The organism is Microbacterium candidum, from assembly GCF_030315975.1.
Lineage (GTDB): Bacteria > Actinomycetota > Actinomycetes > Actinomycetales > Microbacteriaceae > Microbacterium > Microbacterium candidum.
Window position 1 is genome coordinate 470,787 of the sequence record NZ_JASXSZ010000004.1, and the last position, 22,823, is coordinate 493,609.

Consider the following 22,823-nt stretch of genomic DNA (forward strand, 5'->3'; position numbering starts at 1 on the left):
ACGTTTGCGCCCATTGTGGCGGAGAAGGACAGCGGCGGCATCCACCTGATCGTGTGAAACGGGGAAACGCCCGCCGCGGGCCTCCGCTCAGACGGCGCGCAGGACGGCGACGACCTTGCCGAGCACCGTCGCCTCATCGCCGAGGATCGGCTCGAAGGCGGAGTTGCGCGGGAGGAGCCACGTGTGGCCGTCGCGCTGGCGGAACGTCTTGACCGTCGCCTCGCCCTCGAGCATCGCCGCGACGATGTCGCCGTTGTCGGCGGTCGCCTGCGCACGCACGACGACCCAGTCGCCGTCGCAGATCGCGGCGTCGATCATCGACTCCCCCGACACCTTCAGCATGAACAGCTCGCCCTTGCCCACGAGCTGACGGGGGAGGGGGAAGATCTCTTCGACCTGCTGCTCGGCCGTGATCGGCACGCCGGCAGCGATGCGCCCGACGAGGGGGACGAGGGCGGCATCGCCGACGGACGGCGCGGTGTCGGCGGGGTTCTCGGCCGCGATGCCCGGGATGTCGATCAGCACCTCCATCGCGCGCGTCTTGCCCGCATCGCGTCGGAGGTAGCCGCTCAGCTCGAGCTGGTTCAGCTGGTGGGTGACGCTCGACAGGGACTTCAGGCCCACCGCATCCCCGATCTCGCGCATGCTCGGCGGGTAGCCGTGGCGCGCGATCGAACGCTGGATGACCTCCAGGATCGCCATCTGCTTGTCGCTCAGGCTCTTGCGGCGACGCGTCTGCGGCCGGTCCGCCTTCTCGCGCGGAGTGTTCGGCGTATCGGTCATGAGGGTGCTCTCCCGTCTTCTGCGGCTGGCAGTCGTCTTCGAATGTCGGAGGTCGGTGATGTGCTCTTCGTATCGAAACGGTATCCGGTACCGGCGACATGTCGGAGGAACCGGCCGCGTGTCGCTCCGGATCCGATTCCGATTCGACGACCCGCTTGACACACAAGAATATCGAAAGTAACTTCGGAAGAGAAGTTCGCACCCGGCGCTCCCGGCCGAGCGCCCGGTGCGAACCTCTCGCCACCACGAGGGGGATGACATGACCAGCATCGGCATCACGGCGCACGGACCGGGCGTCACGCGCACGCGGCTTCGTCTCACGCGCCGCGGCCGGCGCGTCATCGCCGCACTGGCCTCCCTTCCCGCGGTCGTCGGTCTGACCATCGCGCTGGCCGTCGGCGGGGGAGCGGCGTTGGCCGCGAAGGACGTGGTGGCGCCGACCCATTTCCGCACGGTGACGGTCGCGGCGGGCGAATCGCTGTGGTCGATCGCCGAGGAGGTCGCCCCGCACGCCGACCCGCGCGACGTGGTCGACGCGATCGTCAGGCTCAACGCCCTCGGCGGTGCAACGGTCTCGGCCGGGCAGGAGCTCGCGATCCCCGCGCAGTACGACGGCCGCTGAGCGCGTCGGCGTATGACCGCCGGCGGAAGGGGCGGGGCGACGGCACCGTACGATATCGGGGTGAGCCCTCTCGATGACTTGCCCATCCGGGACGATCTGCGTGGCATGAAGCCGTACGGCGCGCCGCAGGTTCCGCTCCCGGTCGCCCTCAACGTCAATGAGAACACGCATCCCGTCCCGCAAGAGGTCGCGGACGACATCCTCGACTCGATCGCGAAGTCGCTGCATGACATCAACCGGTACCCCGACCGGGAGTTCACCGCTCTGCGCGAGGGCTTCGCCGACTATCTCGGGCACGGGCTGACGCGCGACCAGATCTGGGCGGCGAACGGATCGAACGAAGTGCTGCAGCACGTGCTGCAGGCGTTCGCGGGTCCCGGACGTTCGGCTTTCGGATTCAGCCCGACGTACTCGATGTACCCGCTGCTGACGCGCGGCACCGGAGCGACGTGGGTCGCCGGCGAGCGCGGTCACGACTATACGATCACGCCGGAGTCGGCCGCCGAGCAGGTCGCCGAAGCGGCTCCGGATGTCGTCTTCCTGTGTTCCCCGAACAACCCGACGGGCACGCCGCTGCCGCTCAACGTCGTCGAAGCCGTCTACGACGCGACGGACGGCATCGTGATCGTCGACGAGGCGTACTGGGAGTTCGCCCCGAGGGACGAACGATCCGCGCTGACCTTGCTCCCCGACCGTGAGCGCCTCGTCGTCTCGCGCACCATGAGCAAGGCCTTCGCCTTCGCGGGCGCCCGCGTCGGGTATCTCGCCGCTGCACCGGATGTGATCGACGCACTGCGTCTCGTGCGCCTGCCGTACCACCTGAGCGCACTGACCCAGGCGGCGGCGAGTGCGGCCCTGAGGCACGCGCCCATCATGATGCGCGCGGTCGGCGAGATCGTCGCTCAGCGCGACCGGATCTCGGCGACGGTGGAGGCGCTCGGCTATACGGCGTACGAGTCGTGGACGAACTTCGTCCTGTTCGGCGACGTCGACGACCCGGCCGGGACGTGGCAGGAGCTGTACGACCACGGCGTCCTGATCCGCGACATCGGGATCCCGCACAGCCTCCGGGTGACTGCCGGCACGGAGGAGGAGACCACCGCGTTCCTCGACGCGCTCGCCTCGGTAGGATCGGCCTCATGATCTCCCCGCGCACTGCTTCGCTCCGCCGTGCGACGAGCGAGTCCTCCGTCGAGCTCGAGCTGAACCTCGACGGCACCGGGACGAGCCGGATCGACACGACCGTGCCGTTCTTCGACCACATGCTGACGGCGTTCGCGAAGCACTCGCTGACCGACCTCACCGTCCGTGCGTCCGGCGACACCGACATCGACGCGCACCACACGGTGGAGGACGTCTCCATCGTGCTCGGCGACGCCATCCGGCAGGCGCTCGGCGACAAGGCGGGCATCTCCCGCTACGGCGACGCGCTCGTCCCGCTCGACGAGGCGCTCGCGCAGGCCGTGGTCGACATCAGCGGGCGCCCGTTCCTCGTCCACGAGGGCGAGCCCGCGGGCTTCGAGTACCACCTGATCGGCGGCCACTTCACCGGCTCTCTGGTGCGCCACTCGTTCGAGGCGATCGCGTTCCACGGCGGGCTCACGATGCACGTCCGGGTGCTCGGGGGCCGCGATCCGCACCACATCGCCGAGGCCGAGTACAAGGCGCTGGCCCGTGCGTTCCGCCAGGCGAAGGCGCTCGACCCCCTGGTGACCGGCATCCCCAGCACGAAGGGCGCCCTGTGAGCGAGCGACCGCTCGTCGCCGTCCTCGACTACGGCAGCGGCAACGTGCACTCCGCCGTGAAGGCGCTGGACGCCGCCGGGGCCGATGCCCGTCTGACCGCCGACCGCGCGCTCATCCAGGAAGCCGACGGCCTCGTGGTGCCCGGCGTCGGCGCGTTCCGCGCCGTGATGGACGCGCTGCGCGCTATCCGCGCCGACGAACTCATCGACCGCCGGCTCGCGGGCGGCCGTTCTGTGCTCGGCATCTGCGTGGGCATGCAGGTCCTCTTCGATCGCGGCGTCGAGCGCGGCGACGACACCGAGGGCCTCGGCGAATGGCCGGGCGTGGTCACGGAGCTCGATGCACCGGTCCTGCCGCACATGGGCTGGGACACGGTGCGCGCAGGAGCCGGCTCGCGCCTGTTCGCGGGCATCGAGGACGAGCGCTTCTACTTCGTGCACTCCTTCGGCGCGCAGCAGTGGCACCTCGAGACGACGGCTCCCTTCCCGGAGCCGGTCCTGACGTGGTGCGACTACGGCACGCCGTTCCTCGCGGCGGTCGAGAACGGACCGCTGTCGGCCACGCAGTTCCACCCGGAGAAATCCGGGGACGCCGGCATCCGTCTGCTGTCCAACTGGATCGCCACCCTCTGAACGCGCGCGGTCACGGGCCGCCGCATCCTCCGAAAGCCGAAACCGAGAGAGTCAATGACCCTGTTCTCCGACACCCCCCGCCTCGTGCTCCTGCCCGCCGTCGACGTCGCGGACGGCAAGGCCGTGCGTCTGACCCAGGGCGAGGCGGGCAGCGAGACCAGCTACGGCGACCCGGTCGACGCCGCGCGCGCGTGGGCGGAGCAGGGCGCCGAGTGGATCCACCTCGTCGACCTCGACGCAGCCTTCGGCCGCGGCAGCAACGCGGCCATCCTGCGCCGTGTCATCCACCAGGTGCGCGGTGTCCAGATCGAGCTGTCCGGCGGCATCCGCGACGACGCGTCGCTGGATGCGGCGCTGGACGCGGGCGCGACGCGCGTCAACCTCGGCACCGCGGCGCTCGAGAACCCGGAATGGGCCGCGGACGCCATCAACCGCTACGGCGAGGCGATCGCCGTCGGCCTCGACGTGCGCGGGACGACTCTCGCCGCTCGCGGCTGGACGCGCGAGGGCGGCGACCTGTGGGAGGTGCTCGCACGCCTCGAGGACGCCGGGTGCGCCCGCTATGTCGTCACGGACGTCACGAAGGACGGCACGCTCCAGGGCCCGAACCTCGAACTCCTCCGCGAGCTCGCCGGCCGCACGGACAAGCCCGTCGTCGCCTCCGGCGGCATCTCGAGCCTCGACGACATCGCGGCGCTGCGCGACCTCGTTCCGCTCGGGGTCGAGGGCGCGATCGTCGGCAAGGCGCTCTACGCGGGCGCCTTCACGCTGCCCGAGGCGCTGGATGTCGCCGGACACTGATCCCCGCGACCACGGGCATGACCACCACGGCCCGCACGGTCACGATGACGCGAACCGCGCGGACTCTGCGGGTCAGCCGTGGGCGGGGCGCTCGTTCGAGGCGAATCCGCACGCGGCCGACGACGGATCGGCCGACCCGGCGCTGCTCGCCGCGCTCGAGGCGTTCCGTGCGGGTGAAGGCGACGAGGTCGCCGTCGTCGAGGCGTATCGCACCGCGCGGCTGCTGATCCCGCTCGTCGCCGAGAAGGGCGACGAGGGCATCGGCGTGAACGGTCTGCCGGTCGACAAGACGCAGGAGCTCTCGATCGTCACGGTTGCGTCGCCCGACGGGCGCCGCATCCTCCCGGTCTTCACATCGGTGCAGGCGATGGGGCGATGGGATGCCTCGGCCCGGCCGATTCCCGCCGCAGGCGTGCGCACCGCGCTCGCCGCGGCCGGCGACGAGACCGACCTGATCGTCGTCGATCCCGGCTCGGACACCGAGTTCGTGCTCCGGCGTCCGGCCGTGTGGGCGATCGGGCAGGGGCTGGCATGGGAGCCGGCTTTCCGGTCGCCGGAGGTCTACGAAGGGCTGCAGCGGAGCATCGCCGGTGAGCTCGCCGTGATCGACCTCGCCGTGGCGCCCGGGGATCCCACCGGTCGCCTGCGGGGGCCCGAGCTCGTCGTGGTGCTGCAGCTCATCGCCGGTCTCGAGAAGGACGAGCTCGACGCCGTGCTGGCGCGCCTCGCCCGGCGATGGGCGGCCGATGACCGCATCGCCGTGCTCGTCGACTCCCTCACAGTGAAGCTCCGCCGCGGGGAGTGACCCCGGGGACCCTGCGCTTGTCGGCGGGCGGGTCTATAGTCGGGCCCATGCCCGACGGCGTTCCGCTGCTGCTCCAGCACCTCTCCGGCATGTTCGCCGTGCAGGTGGTCGCGATCGGCGCCCGATCGGGCGCGCTCTCCGCGCTGGCGGACGGAGGCGGTACAGCGGGGGAGATCGCTGCGCGCGCGGGGCTCGACGAGCGCAACACCGCGCAGTGGCTCCGCGCCATGACCGCGGCGGGCCACGCCCGGCACGATGACGGCGCGTTCGCGCTCGAGCCGCAGACGCGCGCCGTCCTCGACGGCGGACTGCCGGTGGACATGGCGGCGATCCTCGAGTTCGTGATGGCCCTGTCGGCGGAGCCGGTCCGCCGCATCCCCGATGCGATGCGCACGGGCGCAGGTGTCGAGGGTGCCGTGTACGCGGAGGTCGCGACCGCGGCCGGCGGGATCAACGAGCCCGCCTATGCCGGGGCGCTCGTCGAGGAGTGGATCGCCGGCGACCCCGCCCTGCGGGCGCGGCTCGTGCCCGGCGCCGCGATCGCCGACATCGCCTGCGGCAACGGCGATGCCGCCGTCCTGATGGCGCGGGCCTTTCCCCGCAGCACCGTGCTCGGCCTCGATCCGGGCGCCCCGGATCGGGCGGACACGCCGAACGTCACGCTCCTCCGGCAGACGGCGGACCATCTCGGCGCCCATGGCCCGTTCGCGCTCGTCACGTGTCTCGACAGCCTGCATCACATGGGGGACCCGGCCGCCGTGGCGCGCTCGGTCGCCGCGGCGCTGGACGACGACGGCGTCTTCCTCATCGCGGAGACGGCGATGACCGGCGACCTCGATGACGACCTCGCCGATCCGTTCGCCGTCCTGACCTACGCGATCGACCTCGTCTACTGCATGCAGGACAACCTGGCCTCCGGCGGCGACGGCTCGGTGCCGTCGCTGGGCCTCGAGTGGGTCACGTCGGCGCTCGCGGATGCCGGCTTCGGATCCGTCAGCGCCGTCGACTCGCCGACCGGCTTCCGGGTCTTCCTGGCGCGGCGCTGACGCACGTCGCAGAGACATCGGATCGCGAGGGGGCGGGGATGGCGGATCGGCACGAGGCGGCTCTCGCGGCGGCGCACCTCCGCGCGCGTGCGTGGCTGGACGGGCTCGAGGATCGCCCGATCGCACCGCGGGCGGACGCGGAGACCGTCAAGGACGCGCTGGGGCGCACGCTGCCCGACGAGGGCGAGGATGCGGACGCGGTCGTGCTGCGGCTCGCCGACGCGGCGGAACCGGGCGTGATGGCGATGGGGAGTCCGCGCTTCTACGGCTGGGTCATCGGGGGAGCGCAGCCCGCGGCCCTCGGTGCCGACTGGCTGGTGTCGACGTGGGATCAGAACACGGCGATCCGCGCGGTGACGCCCGGTGTCGTGGCGGCGGAGGAGCTCGCGGGGGAGTGGATCCTCGATCTCCTCGGGCTGCCGCCGACCTCCGACGTCGGCTTCGTGACGGGCGCGACGATGGCGAACTTCACGTGCCTCGTCACGGCGCGCGACGCGGTGCTGCGGCAGGCGGGCTGGGATGCGGCGCACGACGGCCTCGCGGGCGCGCCCCGCGTCCGCCTCGTCGTGGGCGCGGAGCGGCACGACACCGTCGACCACGCCGCGCGGATGGCCGGTCTCGGCGCACCGCGCGTCGTCGAGGCCGACGATCAGGGGCGCATCGTCCCGGCCGCTCTGGCGGGCGCGCTCGCGGACGGCATGGGGCCGGCGATCGTCGTGCTGCAGGCGGGCAACCTCCACTCCGGCGCGATCGATCCGCTCGCCGAGGCGATCGCGATCGCGCACCGGGAAGGTGCGTGGGTGCACATCGACGGCGCGTTCGGGCTGTGGGCCGCGGCATCCCCACGCACTCGCCATCTCACCGAGGGACTCGCGGATGCCGACTCCTGGACGACGGATGCGCACAAGACGCTGAGCGTCCCCTACGACTGCGGAATCGCGATCGTCGCGGACGCGAGGGCGCTCCGCGCGTCGATGGGGATGACGGCGGCCTATCTGCAGACGGCGGCGAGCGTCGATCACGCAGACCCGCACGATCGCGTTCCCGAGCTGTCGCGTCGGGCGCGAGGCGTGCCCACCTGGGCCGCTCTGCGGTCGATGGGGCGCTCGGGGACGATCGCGCTCGTCGACCGGCTGGCCGGCAGCGCCTCGCGGCTCGCGATCGGGCTCGCGCAGCTTCCCGGCGTCGAGGTGCTGAACGACGTCGTGTTCACGCAGGTGTGCGCGGCGCTCGACACCGACGAGCGCACGGACGCGTGGGCCGAGGCTCTGCGCACCGCGGGAGACGCCTACGCGTCGTCGTCGCGGTGGCGTGGGCGTTCTGTGCTCCGCTTCTCGGTCAGCAACTGGGCGACCGACGACCATGAGGTGGCGCGGACGCTGGCCGCCGCATCCCGTGCGCTCGCGACCGTCAGGTGACGGGGCCGGTCCACTTCTCGCCGGGGCCCTTGCCGATCGGGTCGGGGACGGGCGAGGCTTCGCGGAACGCGAGCTGCACGGACCGCAGGCCGTCGCGGAGAGACCGTGCGTGCATGTCGCTGATCTCGGGCGCGCCGGCGGTGATGAGCCCGGCCAGGGCGTTGATGAGCTTGCGCGCTTCATCGAGGTCGGTCTGGTGTTCGGGGTCGTCGGCGAGGCCGACCTTGACCGCGGCGGCGCTCATGAGGTGCACGGCCGTCGTCGTGATGACCTCGACGGCGGGGACGTCCGCGATGTCGCGGGAAGCGGATGCGGCGACCCGCTCCTGCTCCTCCCACCGAGCCTGCCGATCGTCGTCCTGACCCTGAATAGTTTCCACGTCATACTCTCTGCTAGACTGTTGCGGGCTCCGGAGCGTTCTGCTCCGAGACGAAAGAGGATCCACATCCCACCCGCGCATGCCGTTCCAGGCTACCGGGTCACGCACTCCGCCCCTTCACGGGGGTAGTCAGGGTGCAGGAGCCGGTGCCAGAGCGCACCGTCCCGGGTGGAATGCATCCTTCTTCCGCCCGCGGCGCTTCCCGTGCCGTGGTGGCCTCGTCCCCCGCACGAAAGAGGAGTTCCGCATCAGCGATCCCCGCACCAACGACCGCATCCGCGTCCCCGAGGTCCGCCTCGTCGGACCCGCGGGTGAGCAGGTCGGCGTCGTCCGCATCGAGGTGGCGCTGCGCCTGGCCCAGGAGGCCGACCTCGATCTCGTCGAGGTGGCCCCCAACTCGAAGCCTCCCGTGGTCAAGATCATGGATTACGGGAAGTTCAAGTACGAGGCCGCGCAGAAGGCCAAGGAAGCGCGTCGCAATCAGGCGAACACCGTCCTCAAGGAGGTCCGGTTCCGCCTGAAGATCGAGGCCCACGATTACACGACCAAGCTCAAGCGCGCCGAGGGCTTCCTCCAGTCCGGCGACAAGGTCAAGGCCATGATCCTGTTCCGAGGCCGCGAGCAGTCGCGTCCCGAGCAGGGCGTCCGCCTCCTCCGCAAGTTCGCGGAGGACGTCGCGGAGTTCGGCACCGTCGAGTCCAACCCGACGATCGACGGCCGCAACATGGTCATGGTGATCGCGCCGCACAAGAACAAGTCCGAGGTGAAGACCGAGCAGAACGCCGCGCGCGCCGCCAACAAAGAGGCGGCACGCCAGGCGCGAAGCGGGGCCGCACCCGAGTCCGCATCCGCAGAGGCCCCCGAGGCCGCAGCCGCCGAGGCGGCGGCGGAGTAGGACTCCCCAAGACTCCCGCATCCGCGGGTTGAGACTCCCGCTCGGCGGGATACACAAGTAAGCCCCTCTGGGGCCCACCACCGAAGGAACGACAATGCCGAAGCAGAAGACGCACTCCGGCGCCAAGAAGCGCTTCAAGGTCACCGGCAGCGGAAAGATCATGAAGCAGCAGGCGAACCTCCGCCACAACTTCGAGGGCAAGCCCACGAAGCGCACGCGCCGTCTGTCGCAGGACCAGGTGCTCGCCCCGGGCGACGCGAAGGTCGCCAAGAAGCTTCTCGGTCGCTGAGCGGCCCGCAAGGTTAGGAACGAAACGAAATGGCTAGAGTCAAGCGGGCCGTCAACGCCCACAAGAAGCGCCGCGTCATCCTCGAGCGCGCCTCGGGTTACCGTGGTCAGCGTTCGCGTCTGTACCGCAAGGCGAAGGAGCAGGTCACCCACTCGCTCGTCTACGCGTACCGCGACCGTCGCAAGCGCAAGGGCGACTTCCGCCGCCTGTGGATCCAGCGCATCAACGCCGCGAGCCGCCAGAACGGCCTCACGTACAACCGTCTGATCCAGGGCCTGGGTCTCGCCGGTGTGCAGGTCGACCGTCGCATGCTCGCCGAGCTGGCCGTCAACGAGCCGAAGGCGTTCGCCTCGCTCGTCGACGTCGCCAAGAAGGCGCTGCCCGCGGACGTCAACGCTCCCAAGGCGTAAGTCCTTCCTCGAAGGGGCGTCTCCCTGCGGTTCATCCGCGGGGAGACGCCCCTTCGTCATGCGTAGACTGACCTCGTGCTGGAGAATCCCCGGTCGCCCCGTGTGCGCGCCGTCGCCAAGCTGACCAAGCGCAGCGCGCGCGACGAGACCGGGATGTTCCTGCTGGAGGGACCGCAGGCCGTCCGCGAGGCGCTCGCCTGCCGGCCGGAGGCGATCGTCGACCTGTTCGCGACGCCGTCGGCGATGGAGCGGCATCCGGATCTGCGCGCGACCGCGGGTGAGGCCGGCTGCGAGGTCGTATACGCGACCGAAGCGGTCCTCGACGCGATGGCCGACACGGTGACCCCGCAGGGCGTCGTCGCGGTCGCCCGTCAGTTCCCGGCATCCATCCGCGACGTCTTCGCCGAGTCGCCTCGGCTGATCGCGATCTGCGAGGAGGTCCGCGACCCGGGCAACCTCGGCACCATCATCAGGGCGGCGGATGCCGCGGGCGCCGATGCCGTCGTGCTCACGGGGCGCACCGTCGACCCGTACAACCCGAAGGTCGTCCGCTCGACGACGGGATCGCTCTTCCACCTGCCGATCACGGTGGGCGGCGAGCTCCAGGATGTCGCGAACCGCGCGCGCGCCGCGGGGCTGCGCGTCGTCGCCGCCGATGTGAAGGGCGACGACCTCCTCGCCGCACGTGCCGAGGGCCTTCTCGCCGAGCCGACCGCGTGGCTGTTCGGGAACGAGGCGCGCGGGCTGACCGACGAGGCGCTCGCGATCGCGGACACCGCTCTCCGGCTGCCGATCTTCGGCCGTGCCGAGTCGCTCAACCTCGCGACCGCTGCGAGCGTCTGCCTCTACGAATCAGCGTTCGCACAGCGCTCCTGACGCGGCATCCCGCTGTTAGCCGGGCGACCTCCGCTCTGACCTCCGCCGCGCGCAGCGCACGAGTCGCGCAGCGGCACGAGTCGCGGGCGCGCGAAAGGGCCGCACGTCCGAAGACGTGCGGCCCCCGAGCCTGTTGGGGTCAGGCTCCGGCGGAATCAGCCGTTCGCACCCGCGGGGGTGGTGGTGATCTGCGTGCCGAGCTGCTTGTTGGCGGCGTTGGCGTAGTCCTGCGTGAACGTGTTGGCGATCTTGACACTCGAGATGTCGGTGCCGAGCGCCTTCTCCATCGCAGCGATCGTCGTCGGGCCACCGGCGGGCATGATGCCGTCCGGGAGGAACTGGCCCTTGTCCGTGGTCAGACCCGCGACGTACTGGTCCTTCGTGATCGTCGCGTTGGAGACGAACTGCTGCGGCAGTGCGTTGGCGATGTCGGCGGCCGAGTGGGTGTTGATCCAGTGCATCGTCGCGACGAGTGCCGTCACGACCTTCTGCGTGGCGTCCTTGTGCGCCGCGACCCAGTCTGCGCGGCCGAGGAGGCCGGCAGCAGGCCACGCCCCGCCGAGCGCCTGCTGAGCGCCCGCGGTGGTGGCGAGGTCGATCGCCGAGGTGGCGAGGCCCTGGCTGGTCAGCGCGCCGACGGTGGGCTGCGTGGTCATGACGCAGTCCGCGGTGCCCTGCTTGATCGCGGCGATCGCGGTGGTGCCGGCGCCGACCGCAACGGTCTTGTAGTCGGTGTGCGCGACGCCGGCCTGGTGAGCGATGAACTGCGTGAGCTCGTCGGTGCCGCTGCCGAGGTCGGTGACGCCCATGTTCTTGCCCTTGAAATCGGCGCCCGACGTCACGTTCGCCTTCGGGCTGCACATCACGCGCTCGCCGGGGGCACCCGAGAGCTGCACGACGTTGATGACGTCCTTGCCCTTGCTCTGGAAGTCGAACGTGTGGATGTACCACGCGCCGGCGAAGTCGACCTGGCCGGACGCCATCGCATCCTCGGCGCCCACGCCGCCGTTCTGCTCCGTGGAGAGCGTGACGTCGACGCCGTACTTCTTGTAGAAGCCGAGGCTCTGGGCGAGCTGGTACGGCAGGTAGATCTGCTTGTCGATGCCGCCGACCATGATGGACACCTTCGGCATGGCGGCGCTGCCGCCTCCCGATGTGCTGCCTGCCGTCGAGCCGCCGCTGCTGGCGCAGCCGGCGAGGCCGAGCGCCAGTGCTCCGGCCGCGACGATGCTCAGAACGCGCTTGTTCATGAGTCTTCCTTTCGATGTGCCGAGGACACTCGGCATTTCCTTGGTGGGGTGGGGGTGGTTCAGATGGCTGCGGCCTCGGACCGCTGCGGCGGACGCCAGCGCAGGAGCCGGCCTTCGAGCAGCGTGATGAGGTACTCGCAGACGAGGGTGAATGCGGCGATGAGGATCATGCAGGCCCAGACCGTGTTCGGGTCGAAGTTGCCCATCGCCTGGCTGATGATGAGGCCGATGCCGCTCGTCGCGCCGAGGACCTCGCCGACGAGTGCGCCGATGATCGCGAAGCCGAAGGCGGTGTGCAGGCTCGCGATGATCCACGTCATGGCCGACGGGATCGTCACATGCCGGGCGACCTGCATCGGCGAGGCGCCGAGCACCCGGACGTTCGAGATGAGGTCGGGGTTGACCTCGCGCACACCTTGGAAGGCGTTGAAGAACACGGCGAAGAAGACCAGCACCGCAGCGAGCACGATCTTGCTCGGCATGCCGAGCCCGAGCGCGACGATGAAGATCGCGCCGAGCACGATGCGCGGGATGGCGTTCGCGACCTTGATGTAGGGGCCGGCCACGGCGGCGAGGTACGAGCTGCTGCCGAGCAGGATGCCGGCGATCATGCCGAGGATGGTGCCGAGCACGAATCCGCCGAGGGCCTCCTGGATGGTGACCCACAGGTTCTCCCAGATCGACCCGAACGCGGTGCCCTGGGTGAACAGCTTCACGAAGCTGTCCCAGATCCCGCTCGGCTTGCCGTAGAAGAACGGATCGACGATCGCGTCCTTCGCGCCGGGGAGCTTCGTCGTGGCGAGGATCTGCCAGCCGCCGAAGATGATGCCGAACAGGAGGACCCGGCCGGCCCAGACCCAGGCGACGCGGCGCGCGCGCTGCTTTGCGCCCTTCGCACGCAGTTCGGCCTCGGACTCCGGGCGGTAGAAGTTCCGCGGATCGTCTGCCGCGTAGCCCGCGTGACCGGTGACGTCGGTCCTGGGGGGTGTCGAGATGGAGCTGCTCATGCTGCAACCGCCGTTCGGGTGTAGGCGCGGGTGACCTCGTCGCGCAGCGATTCCCAGATCTGGCTCTGCAGCTCGATGAAGCGCGGCTCGTGGCGCAGATCCTGGACGTTGCCGCGCGGACGCGGCAGGTCGATGTCGAAGACGTCCTTGATGGAGCCGGGGCTGGAGGTCATGACCGCGACGCGGTCCGACAGGGCCACGGCCTCGTCGAGGTCGTGCGTGATGAACAGCACCGAGGGCCGCAGCTGCTCCCACAGCTGCAGGAGCTCGGTCTGCATGATGGCCTTCGTCTGCACATCCAGTGCGCCGAAGGGCTCGTCCATGAGGAGGATGCGGGGGTTGTTGATGAGTGCCGCCGCCATCGCGACGCGCTTGCGCATGCCGCCGGAGAGCTGGTGGGGGTAGCGGTCCTCGAAGCCGTTGAGCCCGACCCGGCGGAGCCAGTCGCGGGCGAGGCTGATCGCCTGTCGCTTCGGCGTCCCGGTCAGGACGGGGCCGACCATGACATTCGCGAGCACGGTCTTCCAAGGGAAGAGCGAGTCCGCCTGGAACATGTAGCTGACCCCGGACGTGATGCCCTCGACGGTCTGCCCGCCGACGAGCACGGCACCCGCGCTCGGCTTGTCGAGGCCGGAGACCTGGCCGAGCGTCGTCGACTTGCCGCAGCCGGTCGGACCGACGATGGCGCAGAACTGGCCTGCCTCGACCGTCAGGCTGACGTCTTTGATGGCGGTGAACGGCTCGCCGGTGGGGGTGAGGAACCGCTTCGTCAGTTCCATGATCTCGATGCGCGCCGAGGTGTCCGCGGCGGGAGCCGGTGGCGCATCTGCGCTGAGTGCGTCGCCCATTTCTTCAGACCTCTCTGTCCGTTGTGCTGTTGAGCTCACTCATCGTGCGGCGCCGGCACCCGTCGTGTCTCGCTTGTGCGCCATGAGTGCGTTGTGCGCGTTTCCGCGGGGTTCTGCGCGTTCTGCTCACCGGTCGCGGCGTGCGCGAGTTGTGGGATGCGGCGGGTGCGCTCACAATCGAGACGTGCAGCGACGCATGCGGAAGATCTCGACCCAGATCTTCTTGGCGCAGCTGGCGATCCTCACGGCATCGATGGCGATCGGCTTCGGGCTGTTCGCGACGACGGCTCGAGCGCAGATCGACGGCGAATTCCAGCGCCGAGTCGCGGCGATCGGTCAGACCGTCGCCGCGATGCCCGATGTGCGCGCCTGCATGGCGGACAACACGACCGCGTGCGACACCTCCCTGCAGGATGCCGCGAACGAGGTGATGCGGCAGACGGGCGCGTCATACGTCGTGCTCATCGACCGCAACCGCGTGCGCCACACGCATCCGGACCCTGCGCTCATCGGGCAGAAGATCGAGGAGCCGCTCGTCGCCGCAGACGGGCAGGTCCACCTCGGCGTCGACAACGGCGCGACCGGCGTCACCGCCAATGCCCGGGTGCCTCTGCGCGGCCCGGACGGCACGATCGTCGGCGAGGTGTCGGTGGGGCTGCAGGAGAGCTCGGTCTCGAGCGAGCTGATCGCCCGCCTGCCGCAGTACGGTGTGTGGTTCGCGCTCGCGCTCGGGGTGGGGGCCATCGCCGCGTGGCTCCTCGCGCGCCGCATGAAGCGACGCACGTTCGGTCTCGAACTCGATGAGATCGCGCAGCTCCTGCAGGAGCGCGAGGCGACGCTGCACGGCATCCGCGAGGGCGTCGTCGGCATCGGCCCGGACGGTCGCATCAGCGTCATCAACGACGAGGCGCAGCGGCTGCTCCACGTGCCTCCGGTGACCGGCCGGCGGCTGGAGGACGTCATCCCGGAAGGTCCACTGCGCGACGCCCTGACCGACCCCACGAGCGGCAAGGACGAGATCGTGCTGACGGACGACCGCTGGCTCGTGGTGAACCGGATGCCGGTGATCCTCTCCGGCGCATCCCACGGCGTGGTCGTCACCCTCCGCGACCGGACCGATATCGAGGGCCTGACCCGCGAGCTCGACGGGGCGCGCAGCCTCACCGACTCGCTGCGGGCGCAGCAGCACGAGTTCTCCAACCGGATGCATGCGCTCGCCGGGCTCCTCGAGCTCGACCGACCCGACGAGGCGCTGCAGTACCTGACGGAGCTGCGCGGGCTGTCGGCGGACCTCGACCAGACGCTGCGCACGCGCATCCGCTCGCCCCATATCGTCGGGCTGCTGCTGGGCAAGTCCGCGGAGGCGAGCGAACGCGGCATCGAGCTCGTGATCGACCCAGACACGGCCATCGGCGAGGCGCCCGACCGGCTGCGTGTGCTCACCACAGTGATCGGCAACCTCGTCGACAACGCGTTCGACGCGCTCACCGGTGCGCCGGCGCCCAGGCGGGTCACGGTCTCGGCCATCGAGTCGCCCGAGGAGATCGTCGTCACGGTCTCGGACAACGGTCCGGGAGTCCCGCCCGGTGAGATCGCCCACATCTTCCACGACGGCTACACGACCAAGCGCGGATCCCTCGTGCGGCACTCGGGTTTGGGACTCGCGCTCGTGCACGACGCGGTCTCGAAGGTGGGCGGGACGGTGACGGTCACGAACGAGGAGGGCGCCGTGTTCCGCGTCGTCATCCCGCGCGACGGCGCCGCAGCCGCAACGACGGCCGGAGGAGGCGAGGCGCCGTGACCGACGACATCTCCGTCCTCGTCGTCGACGACGACTACCACGTGGCCCGCGTGCACGCCGGGTTCGTCGAGCGCGTCTCCGGGTTCCGGGTCGTGGGCGAGGCCCACACCGCGGCCGAGGCGATCGCCGAGTCGGCGCGGCTGTCGCCCGACCTCGTGCTGATGGACATCTATCTGCCCGACGGCGACGGGCTCGACGTCACGCGCACCCTGCTCGCAGGGCCTCAGGCGCCCGCCGTCATCGTGGTGTCCGCGGCGCGGGATGCGGCATCCCTCCGCACCGCGGTCCAGCTCGGCGCCGTCCACTACCTCGTGAAGCCCTTCGGGTTCACGGATCTCGCCGAGCGCCTCGTCGCATTCCGTGAGGCGCATACGCGCATGCGGCAGATCCCGGAGGAAGCGACCCAAGCCGACGTCGACCGCATCTTCGGCCTCATGCGGCCGGCTCCCGGCCCGCCGCCCGCGGCCGCCGCATCCGTCGACACCTCCCGCCTCGCCCCGACGCTGCGGCTCGTCTACGACGTCGTGGCCGGCGCCGGGGGAGTGTCGGCGACCGACGTCGCCACGCAGGCGGGCATCAGCCGCGCCACCGCGCAGCGCGCCCTCGCCCAGCTCGAGCAGTCCGGACTCGTGCGCCTCGAGCTGCGCTACGGCTCGACGGGGCGCCCGGAGCACAGGTACTCCGTCCGCCGCTGAGGGCCGCAGGGCGGTATGCCACACCCCGGTAGACTCGGTTCTCGTGTCCGACGCACCCCAGATCAGCCCCGAGACCGTCGCCGAGGCGGTGGATGCCGCGCTTGCGGCGTTCGCCGCAGCCACCGACACGGCAGCCTTGAAAGCCGCCCGCGCGGCACACACCGCGGAAGGCTCGCCGCTGGCGCGCCTGAACGCGAGCCTGCGCGACGTCGCCCCCGAGCAGAAGGCCGAGTTCGGCAAGCTCGTCGGCCAGGCGCGGGGCCGCGTCAACCAGGCCCTCGCCGCGCGCGAGGGGGAACTGGCCGAGGCAGAGACGGCCGCGCGCCTCGAGGCCGAGCGCGTGGACATCACCGCGCTCGCCCAGCACGCGCGGGTCGGGGCACGGCATCCCGTCGCCCTCCTCCAGGAGGAGATCGCCGACATCTTCGTCGGCATGGGGTGGGAGATCGCCGAAGGCCCCGAGCTCGAGCACGAGTGGTACAACTTCGACGCTCTGAACTTCGACGCCGATCACCCGGCCCGTCAGGAGCAGGACACCTTCTACGTCGACCCCGTCTCGCGGCACCTCGTGCTGCGCACGCACACGAGCCCCGTGCAGGTGCGCTCGATGCTCGAGCGCGAGCTGCCGATCTACGTGCTGTGCCCGGGGCGCGTGTACCGGACCGACGAGTTCGACGCCACTCATCTGCCCGTCTTCACCCAGTTCGAGGGGCTCGTCGTCGACAAGGGCATCACGATGGCGAACCTCAAGGGCACGCTCGACCACGTCGCGCGCCAGCTCTTCGGCCCGGAGGCGAAGACCCGCTTCCGCACGAACTTCTTCCCCTTCACCGAGCCGTCCGCCGAGCTCGACCTGTGGCACCCGACCTTCAAGGGCGGCGCGCGCTGGATCGAGTGGGGCGGATGCGGGATGGTGAACCCCAACGTGCTCAGGGCGGCCGGGATCGATCCGGACGTCTACTCCGGGTTCGCGTTCGGGATGGGAGTCGAGCGGGCCGTGATGTTCCGCTCGGACGTGCAGGACATGCGCGACATGGCCGAGGGCGATGTCCGCTTCAGCGAGCAGTTCGGGATGGTGGTGTGATGCGCGTCCCGCTTTCGTGGCTGCGTGAATACGTCGAGGTCCCCGCGCAGGCGACGCCGGAGGACATCCTCGCGGCCCTCGTGCGGGTCGGGTTCGAAGAGGAGGACGTCCACCGCTTCGAGCTTTCCGGCCCGATCGTCGTCGGGCAGGTCCTCGAGTTCGTCGACGAGCCGCAGTCCAACGGCAAGACGATCCGCTGGTGCCAGGTGGATGTGGGGGAGTCCGAGCCCCGCGGCATCGTGTGCGGCGCGCACAACTTCTTCGTCGGCGACAAGGTCGTCGTGACGCTCCCGGGCGCCGTGCTTCCCGGCCCGTTCCCGATCGCGGCGCGCAAGACCTACGGACACGTCTCCGACGGCATGATCGCCTCGGCGCGCGAGCTCGGCCTCGGTGAGGAGCACAACGGCATCCTGCGTCTGGTCGAGCTCGGCATCGACGCGCCCGCCGGCACCGACGCGATCGCGCTCCTGGGCCTCGACGACGTGGCTGTCGACGTCAACGTCACCCCCGACCGCGGGTACGCGCTGTCCATCCGCGGCATCGCGCGCGAGTACTCGCACTCGACGGGCGCCGCATTCCGCGATCCGGCAGACCACGCCCCGCACGACCTCATGCCGGGCACGGGCTTCCCGATCGCCGTGCAGGACGACGCGCCGATCCGCGGTCGCGTCGGGGCGACGGAGTTCGTCGCCCGCGTCGTGCGCGGCGTCGACCCGACGAAGCCGACGCCGGCCTGGATGGTGGCGCGCCTGACCCTCGCCGGCATCCGCTCGCTCGGAATCCTCATCGACATCACGAACTACGTGATGCTCGAGCTCGGTCAGCCCACGCACGGATACGACCTCGACAAGCTGCAGGGTGGCATCACGGTGCGCCGCGCCACGCCGGGCGAGAAGATCGAGACGCTCGACGGAAAGCTGCGCACGCTGGATGTCGAGGACCTCCTCATCACCGACGAGTCCGGCCCCATCGGCCTCGCCGGCGTCATGGGCGGTGGACCGACCGAGATGAGCGAGACGACGCGCAACGTCCTCGTCGAGGCGGCTGCGTTCGACACCGTCTCGATCGCGCGCACCGCGCGCCGGCACAAGCTGCCGAGCGAGGCGTCCCGCCGCTTCGAGCGCGGGGTCGACCCCCTTATGCCGTTCGTCGCCTCTCGCCGCGTCGCCGACCTCATGGTCGAGTACGCGGGCGGCACGATCGACCCCGACTACGGTGGAGCGCTCTTCGCGGAGATCTTCGTCGCCGGCATCCACCTCCCGCCGACGTTCGTGCAGGACCTCATCGGCGTCGACTACACCGCCGGCGAGATCGAGGCCGCGCTGCGGCTCATCGGCTGCGAGGTCGAGGCTGCGTCATCCGCGGTCCCCGAGCTTGTCGAGGGGTGGCACGTCATCCCGCCGACGTGGCGCCCCGACCTGACCGACAAGTGGACCCTCGCGGAGGAGGTCGGCCGCATCGAGGGGTACGACCGCATCCCGTCGATCCTGCCGACCCCGCCGTCGGGCCGCGGGCTGACGCCCCTTCAGCAGGGCCGTCGCCGTGTCGCCAATGCGCTCGCGGCCGCAGGGCTCGTCGAGACGCCGTCCTTCCCGTTCACGACGCAGGAGCAGAACGACCTGCACGGGTCCGCATCGGGCGAGAGCGTGCCGAGCGTCAAGCTCGCGAACGCGCTGGACGGCCAGGCGCCGTATCTGCGCCGCTCGCTCGTCCCGGGTCTCCTGCAGGTCGCACACCGCAACGAGTCGCGCGGACTCACCGATCTCGCGCTGTTCGAGACGGGGCTGGTCTTCCTCCCGGAGCCCGGTGTCGCGTACGGCACGTCGTCCGTCCCGCCTCTCGCGGTGCGACCGGATGCGGCGACCCTCGCACACCTCGACGCCTCCATCCCGCCGCAGCACCGGCACGTGGCGGTCCTGCTGACGGGCAACCGCGTCGCGAAGCAGCCCGGCCAGCAGGCGGTCGCGGCCGGGCTGTCCGACGCGCTCGACGCCGTTCGCACGGTCGCGGCGGCCGCGGGCGTGCACATCGACGTCGAGCAGGGGCAGCGTGCGGCGCTGCATCCGGGTCGCGCGGGCGTCCTCCGCGTCGGCGGCACCGAGGTGGGCTACGTCGGCGAGCTGCTCCCAGCCGTCGCCGAGGCCGCAGATCTGCCCGGTCGCGTCGTCGTCGCCGAGCTCGATCTCGACCTCGTGCTGTCGCTCGCGGGCGAGCGGGTCGTCGCGGCATCCCTGTCGGGCTTCCCCGCGGCCACGCAGGACGTGTCGCTCGTCGTCCCCGCGGACGTTCCGGCCGCGGCCGTCGCCGCAGCGCTGACCGAGGGCGCGGGCGCGCTCCTCGAGTCGCTGCACATCGTCGACGACTACCGCGGATCCGGGGTGCCGGAGGGGTCAAAGAGCCTCACGTTCGCGCTGCGCTTCCGCGCGGCCGACCGGACGCTGACGGCCGCGGAGGCGACCGACGCGAAGCTCTCCGGCGTCGCGGTGACCGAGGAGCGCTTCGGCGCGAAGCTCCGCGACTGACGGCGCAGGGAGTTCTGGTCCCCGAGCTTGTCGAGGGGTCGTGTGTTTGTGGTCCCCGAGCTTGTCGAGGGGTCGTCCGCTGAGCAGCGGGTGGCGACGCCTCGAACAGGCTCGGCGGCCGGCGACGGGTGCTGTGCCGTGCCGCGGCTGATCTGATTCTGGTCCCCGAGCTTGTCGAGGGGTCGTCCGCTGCGCGTTCGGTCCCCGAGCCTGTCGAGGGGTCGTCCACCGTGGGTCGCAGCCGCGACTTATCCACTAATCGGATACGCACGCGGGGCGCGTTGCAGCAGGCGGTGCACGATGTGCGGATGCCGCACGTGTACATACTTCGCTGCCGGGATGGTTCGTACTACACAGGCAGTACGGACAAGGATCCTGAGATTCGTGTCTGGGAACACAACAACGACGAGCATCTCGCCGCGCGATACACGATCAAGAGGCGCCCGGTGGTCCTCGTGTACCTGGAGGAATTCGAGCAGATCAGCGCGGCCTTCGCTCGCGAGAAACAGGTGCAGAACTGGAGTCGTGCCAAGAAGGAGGCCCTGATCGAGGAGCGTGGGCACGACCTGCCGCGCCTCGCGCGGTCGGGGCCAGCAGCCTCCGCGAAGTTGGCGGATGACGCGGAGTCGGGGCACTCGGATAGGTAGCCGCCTCACGGCGAGCGGTTGACGTCGTCTGCGCGCGGCGACCCCTCGACAGGCTCGGGGACCGGAGCGTCTGAAGCGCCGAGGCTCACTGCGACCTGTGACGGGCTCGGGGATCTGCGACAGCGATGAGCTGGGCTGACTCGGCGCGACCCCTCGACAGGCTCGGGGACCGGTAGTCACTGCGCTCGCGTCGACCATGCCCGGTGAGGCGGGAGCGGGCGTACCGTGGGGCCATGAACGAGACGATCGCCTTTGAGGCCCCGGACGGCACCGCATTCGACGTGTATGTCGCGCGGCCGGCGGGCGTGCCGCGGGGCGGGATCGTCCTCGTGCACGAGATCTGGGGACTCGTCGCGCACACCCGGGATGTCGCGGACCGGTTCGCCGCCCAGGGCTATCTCGTCGCGGCCCCCGACATCCTCAGCCATGCCGGGGTCGCCCCCGCCCTCGGGGCCGAGCTCTTCGCCCTCACGAACGACCCCGACGAGGAGGTCCGCGTCGCGGCGCAGCCGCGGATGCGCGATGCGATGACCGGCGTCCGCGCACCCGCGTATGCGGAGTGGGGGATCGGCGCCCTGCGGGCCGTCGTCGATTGGCTCGAGGGACAGGACGGCGCGTCCGGACGCATCGGCGCTGTCGGCTTCTGCTTCGGCGGCACGTACGTCTACCTCCTCGCGGCGTCGGACGACCGCATCCGAGCCGCCGTCCCGTTCTACGGCGCGGCGCCGAGCCCCGAGCTCATCCCGGACATCTCCGGCGCGGTGCTCGCGTTCTACGGGCAGAACGACCCGAGTCTCATTGACGCGCTGCCCGACGTGCGCGAGACCATGACCCGAGCAGGGGTCGACTTCGAGACCGTCGTCTACCCTGAGGCCGGTCACGCGTTCTTCAACGACCGCGGCCGACGCTATCGCGCCGGCGAAGCCGCCGACGCCTGGCAGCGCACCCTGACGTTCTTCGGCGAGCACCTCGATCCGGTCGACGTGTGACGCCCGATTTGCGGATGCCGCGGCCCGGCCGGTATGGTCGCGGCATGTCTTCGGCGACCCAGGGACTCACGACGCTCCTCACGAGCGTCGTTCCCGCGCGCCGACGTCTGGGCGGACGCCGACTCTAGGCGACCCCTGCGTGCGGACCTGAAGAGGTCTCGGGTGGGTGTCGCCGGCACCTGAGCCCGTCCACTGGTCCAGCACCCAGACTCTAAGGTTGAAGCATGCCTTATTCGGTCGCCGTCTCCGGCGCCTCCGGCTACGCGGGGGGCGAGATCCTCCGCATCCTCGCCGCCCATCCCGACGTCGAGATCCGCACCGTCACGGCGCACTCCAACGCGGGACAGCCGCTCATCGATCATCAGCCGCACCTGCGCTCGCTCGCTCACCTGACCCTCCAGGACACGACGCCCGAGATCCTCGCCGGGCACGATGTGGTCTTCCTCGCCCTGCCGCACGGCCAGTCCGGGCAGTACACCGACGCCTTGGAGGACGCTGCGCTCGTCATCGACGCGGGCGCGGATCACCGTCTTACGTCGCAGGGCGCGTGGGACAGGTTCTACGGCGGCGCGTTCCACGAACCGTGGGCGTACGGGGTGCCCGAACTGCCCTCGGGCGACGGCAAGCAGCGGTCGAACCTCATCGGCGCTTCGCGCATCGCCGCCCCCGGATGCAACGCCTCGACCGTGAGTCTCAGCCTCGCGCCGGGCGTCGCCGCCGGTGTCATCGACCCGGGCGACATCGTGAGCGTCCTCGCGGTCGGTCCGTCCGGCGCCGGCAAGAGCCTCAAGCCGCACCTCCTCGGCAGCGAGATCCTCGGCACCGCGAACCCCTATGCCGTGGGCGGTGTGCATCGCCACATCCCGGAGATCCGGCAGGCGCTCGCGGCCGCCGGTGCCGACCCGACCGAGGTCCGCATCTCGTTCACCCCGGTGATCGTGCCGATGGCGCGGGGCATCCTCGCCACGAGCTCCGCGCCGATCGCGCCGGGCGCGACCGACGACCAGATCCGGGATGCGTGGGAGCACGCGTACGTCGACGAGACCTTCGTGCACGTCCTGCCGGACGGACGATTCCCCCGCACGGCGGACGTCCTCGGCGCGAACACCGCGCTCATGGGCCTGCACATCGACCGGGAGGCGAACCGCGTGACCGTCGTCACCGCCGTCGACAACCTCGTGAAGGGAACGGCGGGCGCCGCCGTCCAGTCCATGAACCTCGCGCTCGGCCTTCCCGAAGGCACCGCGCTGACCGTGAACGCGGTGGCACCGTGAGCGCC

Annotated in this window: 24 protein-coding genes; 19 read left to right on the top strand and 5 right to left on the bottom strand. The window is 70.7% G+C overall.

Features of this window, described 5'->3' with window-relative positions:
• Positions 1-87 precede the first annotated feature (87 nt).
• Positions 88-783 (bottom strand): transcriptional repressor LexA, encoded by a 696-nt coding sequence (gene lexA, locus QSV35_RS14460; protein ID WP_286289488.1) that lies wholly within the window; start codon positions 781-783, stop codon positions 88-90.
• Positions 784-1,042: 259 nt separating this feature from the next.
• Between lexA and QSV35_RS14465 the strand changes: the two genes are divergently transcribed.
• Genes QSV35_RS14465 through QSV35_RS14500 form a run of 8 tightly spaced genes read left to right on the top strand, consistent with a single transcriptional unit; the run spans position 1,043 to position 7,852 of the window.
• Positions 1,043-1,405, top strand: a complete 363-nt coding sequence (locus tag QSV35_RS14465) for a LysM peptidoglycan-binding domain-containing protein (RefSeq protein ID WP_286289489.1) — start codon at positions 1,043-1,045, stop codon at positions 1,403-1,405.
• Between the two features lie 60 nt (positions 1,406-1,465).
• The gene (locus tag QSV35_RS14470; protein WP_286289490.1) at positions 1,466-2,548 is read left to right on the top strand and encodes a histidinol-phosphate transaminase; all 1,083 of its coding nucleotides are present in this window, start codon (positions 1,466-1,468) and stop codon (positions 2,546-2,548) included.
• Positions 2,545-3,150 (top strand): imidazoleglycerol-phosphate dehydratase HisB, encoded by a 606-nt coding sequence (gene hisB, locus QSV35_RS14475; RefSeq protein WP_286289491.1) that lies wholly within the window; start codon positions 2,545-2,547, stop codon positions 3,148-3,150. The genes QSV35_RS14470 and hisB overlap by 4 nt, the downstream gene beginning before the upstream one ends.
• Positions 3,147-3,782 carry an imidazole glycerol phosphate synthase subunit HisH gene (gene hisH / locus QSV35_RS14480; protein ID WP_286289492.1) on the top strand — a complete coding sequence of 212 codons (636 nt, stop codon included), beginning with the start codon at positions 3,147-3,149 and terminating at the stop codon, positions 3,780-3,782. The genes hisB and hisH overlap by 4 nt, the downstream gene beginning before the upstream one ends.
• Positions 3,783-3,836: 54 nt before the next feature.
• Positions 3,837-4,583, top strand: a complete 747-nt coding sequence (priA, locus tag QSV35_RS14485) for a bifunctional 1-(5-phosphoribosyl)-5-((5-phosphoribosylamino)methylideneamino)imidazole-4-carboxamide isomerase/phosphoribosylanthranilate isomerase PriA (protein ID WP_286289493.1) — start codon at positions 3,837-3,839, stop codon at positions 4,581-4,583.
• Positions 4,567-5,388, top strand: a complete 822-nt coding sequence (locus QSV35_RS14490; RefSeq protein WP_286289494.1) for an SseB family protein — start codon at positions 4,567-4,569, stop codon at positions 5,386-5,388. Before priA ends, QSV35_RS14490 begins: the two co-directional genes overlap by 17 nt.
• A 47-nt stretch (positions 5,389-5,435) precedes the next feature.
• A complete protein-coding gene (locus QSV35_RS14495) occupies positions 5,436-6,434 on the top strand; it encodes a class I SAM-dependent methyltransferase (RefSeq protein ID WP_286289495.1) in 999 nt (332 codons plus the stop codon).
• Positions 6,435-6,472: 38 nt separating this feature from the next.
• Positions 6,473-7,852, top strand: coding sequence for a pyridoxal phosphate-dependent decarboxylase family protein (locus tag QSV35_RS14500; RefSeq protein WP_286289496.1), 1,380 nt, complete (start codon positions 6,473-6,475; stop codon positions 7,850-7,852).
• On the opposite strand, the gene QSV35_RS14505 is transcribed toward QSV35_RS14500, so the two are convergent.
• On the bottom strand, positions 7,845-8,222 hold the full coding sequence (locus tag QSV35_RS14505) for a DUF1844 domain-containing protein (RefSeq protein ID WP_286289561.1): 378 nt from the start codon (positions 8,220-8,222) through the stop codon (positions 7,845-7,847). The genes QSV35_RS14500 and QSV35_RS14505 overlap by 8 nt on opposite strands.
• Positions 8,223-8,310: 88 nt before the next feature.
• On the opposite strand from QSV35_RS14505, the gene infC reads away from it, so the two are divergent.
• The 4 genes from infC (at position 8,311) to QSV35_RS14525 (ending at position 10,701) form a co-directional block, all read left to right on the top strand.
• Positions 8,311-9,126, top strand: coding sequence for a translation initiation factor IF-3 (gene infC / locus QSV35_RS14510; RefSeq protein ID WP_286289497.1), 816 nt, complete (start codon positions 8,311-8,313; stop codon positions 9,124-9,126).
• 94 nt (positions 9,127-9,220) lie between these two features.
• Positions 9,221-9,415, top strand: a complete 195-nt coding sequence (gene rpmI, locus QSV35_RS14515) for a 50S ribosomal protein L35 (RefSeq protein ID WP_172990219.1) — start codon at positions 9,221-9,223, stop codon at positions 9,413-9,415.
• 29 nt (positions 9,416-9,444) lie between these two features.
• Complete coding sequence (gene rplT, locus QSV35_RS14520; RefSeq protein ID WP_286289498.1) at positions 9,445-9,825, top strand: 50S ribosomal protein L20; 381 nt, start codon at positions 9,445-9,447, stop codon at positions 9,823-9,825.
• Between the two features lie 75 nt (positions 9,826-9,900).
• Entirely contained in the window at positions 9,901-10,701 is an 801-nt protein-coding gene (locus tag QSV35_RS14525; RefSeq protein ID WP_286289499.1) for a TrmH family RNA methyltransferase, read from the top strand.
• Between the two features lie 155 nt (positions 10,702-10,856).
• Here QSV35_RS14525 and QSV35_RS14530 read toward each other — a convergent pair whose 3' ends face one another.
• The 3 genes from QSV35_RS14530 to QSV35_RS14540 are packed head-to-tail and all read right to left on the bottom strand — an operon-like array spanning position 10,857 to position 13,806.
• Positions 10,857-11,951 (bottom strand): ABC transporter substrate-binding protein, encoded by a 1,095-nt coding sequence (locus tag QSV35_RS14530; protein WP_286289500.1) that lies wholly within the window; start codon positions 11,949-11,951, stop codon positions 10,857-10,859.
• A 59-nt stretch (positions 11,952-12,010) separates the two neighbouring features.
• Positions 12,011-12,958, bottom strand: a complete 948-nt coding sequence (locus QSV35_RS14535) for an ABC transporter permease (RefSeq protein ID WP_286289501.1) — start codon at positions 12,956-12,958, stop codon at positions 12,011-12,013.
• On the bottom strand, positions 12,955-13,806 hold the full coding sequence (locus tag QSV35_RS14540) for an ABC transporter ATP-binding protein (RefSeq protein ID WP_286289502.1): 852 nt from the start codon (positions 13,804-13,806) through the stop codon (positions 12,955-12,957). Before QSV35_RS14540 ends, QSV35_RS14535 begins: the two co-directional genes overlap by 4 nt.
• 184 nt (positions 13,807-13,990) lie before the next feature.
• Between QSV35_RS14540 and QSV35_RS14545 the strand changes: the two genes are divergently transcribed.
• The 7 genes from QSV35_RS14545 (at position 13,991) to argC (ending at position 22,818) form a co-directional block, all read left to right on the top strand.
• Complete coding sequence (locus tag QSV35_RS14545; protein WP_286289503.1) at positions 13,991-15,607, top strand: sensor histidine kinase; 1,617 nt, start codon at positions 13,991-13,993, stop codon at positions 15,605-15,607.
• Positions 15,604-16,302: a response regulator gene (locus tag QSV35_RS14550; protein WP_286289504.1), complete on the top strand. Its 699-nt coding sequence runs from the start codon at positions 15,604-15,606 to the stop codon at positions 16,300-16,302. The genes QSV35_RS14545 and QSV35_RS14550 overlap by 4 nt, the downstream gene beginning before the upstream one ends.
• Positions 16,303-16,345: 43 nt before the next feature.
• Entirely contained in the window at positions 16,346-17,386 is a 1,041-nt protein-coding gene (gene pheS / locus QSV35_RS14555; RefSeq protein WP_286289505.1) for a phenylalanine--tRNA ligase subunit alpha, read from the top strand.
• Positions 17,386-19,908, top strand: coding sequence for a phenylalanine--tRNA ligase subunit beta (pheT, locus tag QSV35_RS14560; RefSeq protein WP_286289506.1), 2,523 nt, complete (start codon positions 17,386-17,388; stop codon positions 19,906-19,908). The genes pheS and pheT overlap by 1 nt, the downstream gene beginning before the upstream one ends.
• 308 nt (positions 19,909-20,216) lie before the next feature.
• Complete coding sequence (locus QSV35_RS14565) at positions 20,217-20,555, top strand: GIY-YIG nuclease family protein (protein WP_286289507.1); 339 nt, start codon at positions 20,217-20,219, stop codon at positions 20,553-20,555.
• A 233-nt stretch (positions 20,556-20,788) separates the two neighbouring features.
• Positions 20,789-21,544: a dienelactone hydrolase family protein gene (locus tag QSV35_RS14570; RefSeq protein WP_286289508.1), complete on the top strand. Its 756-nt coding sequence runs from the start codon at positions 20,789-20,791 to the stop codon at positions 21,542-21,544.
• Positions 21,545-21,768: 224 nt separating this feature from the next.
• On the top strand, positions 21,769-22,818 hold the full coding sequence (argC, locus tag QSV35_RS14575; RefSeq protein ID WP_286289509.1) for an N-acetyl-gamma-glutamyl-phosphate reductase: 1,050 nt from the start codon (positions 21,769-21,771) through the stop codon (positions 22,816-22,818).
• The last annotated feature ends 5 nt before the right edge of the window (positions 22,819-22,823 follow it).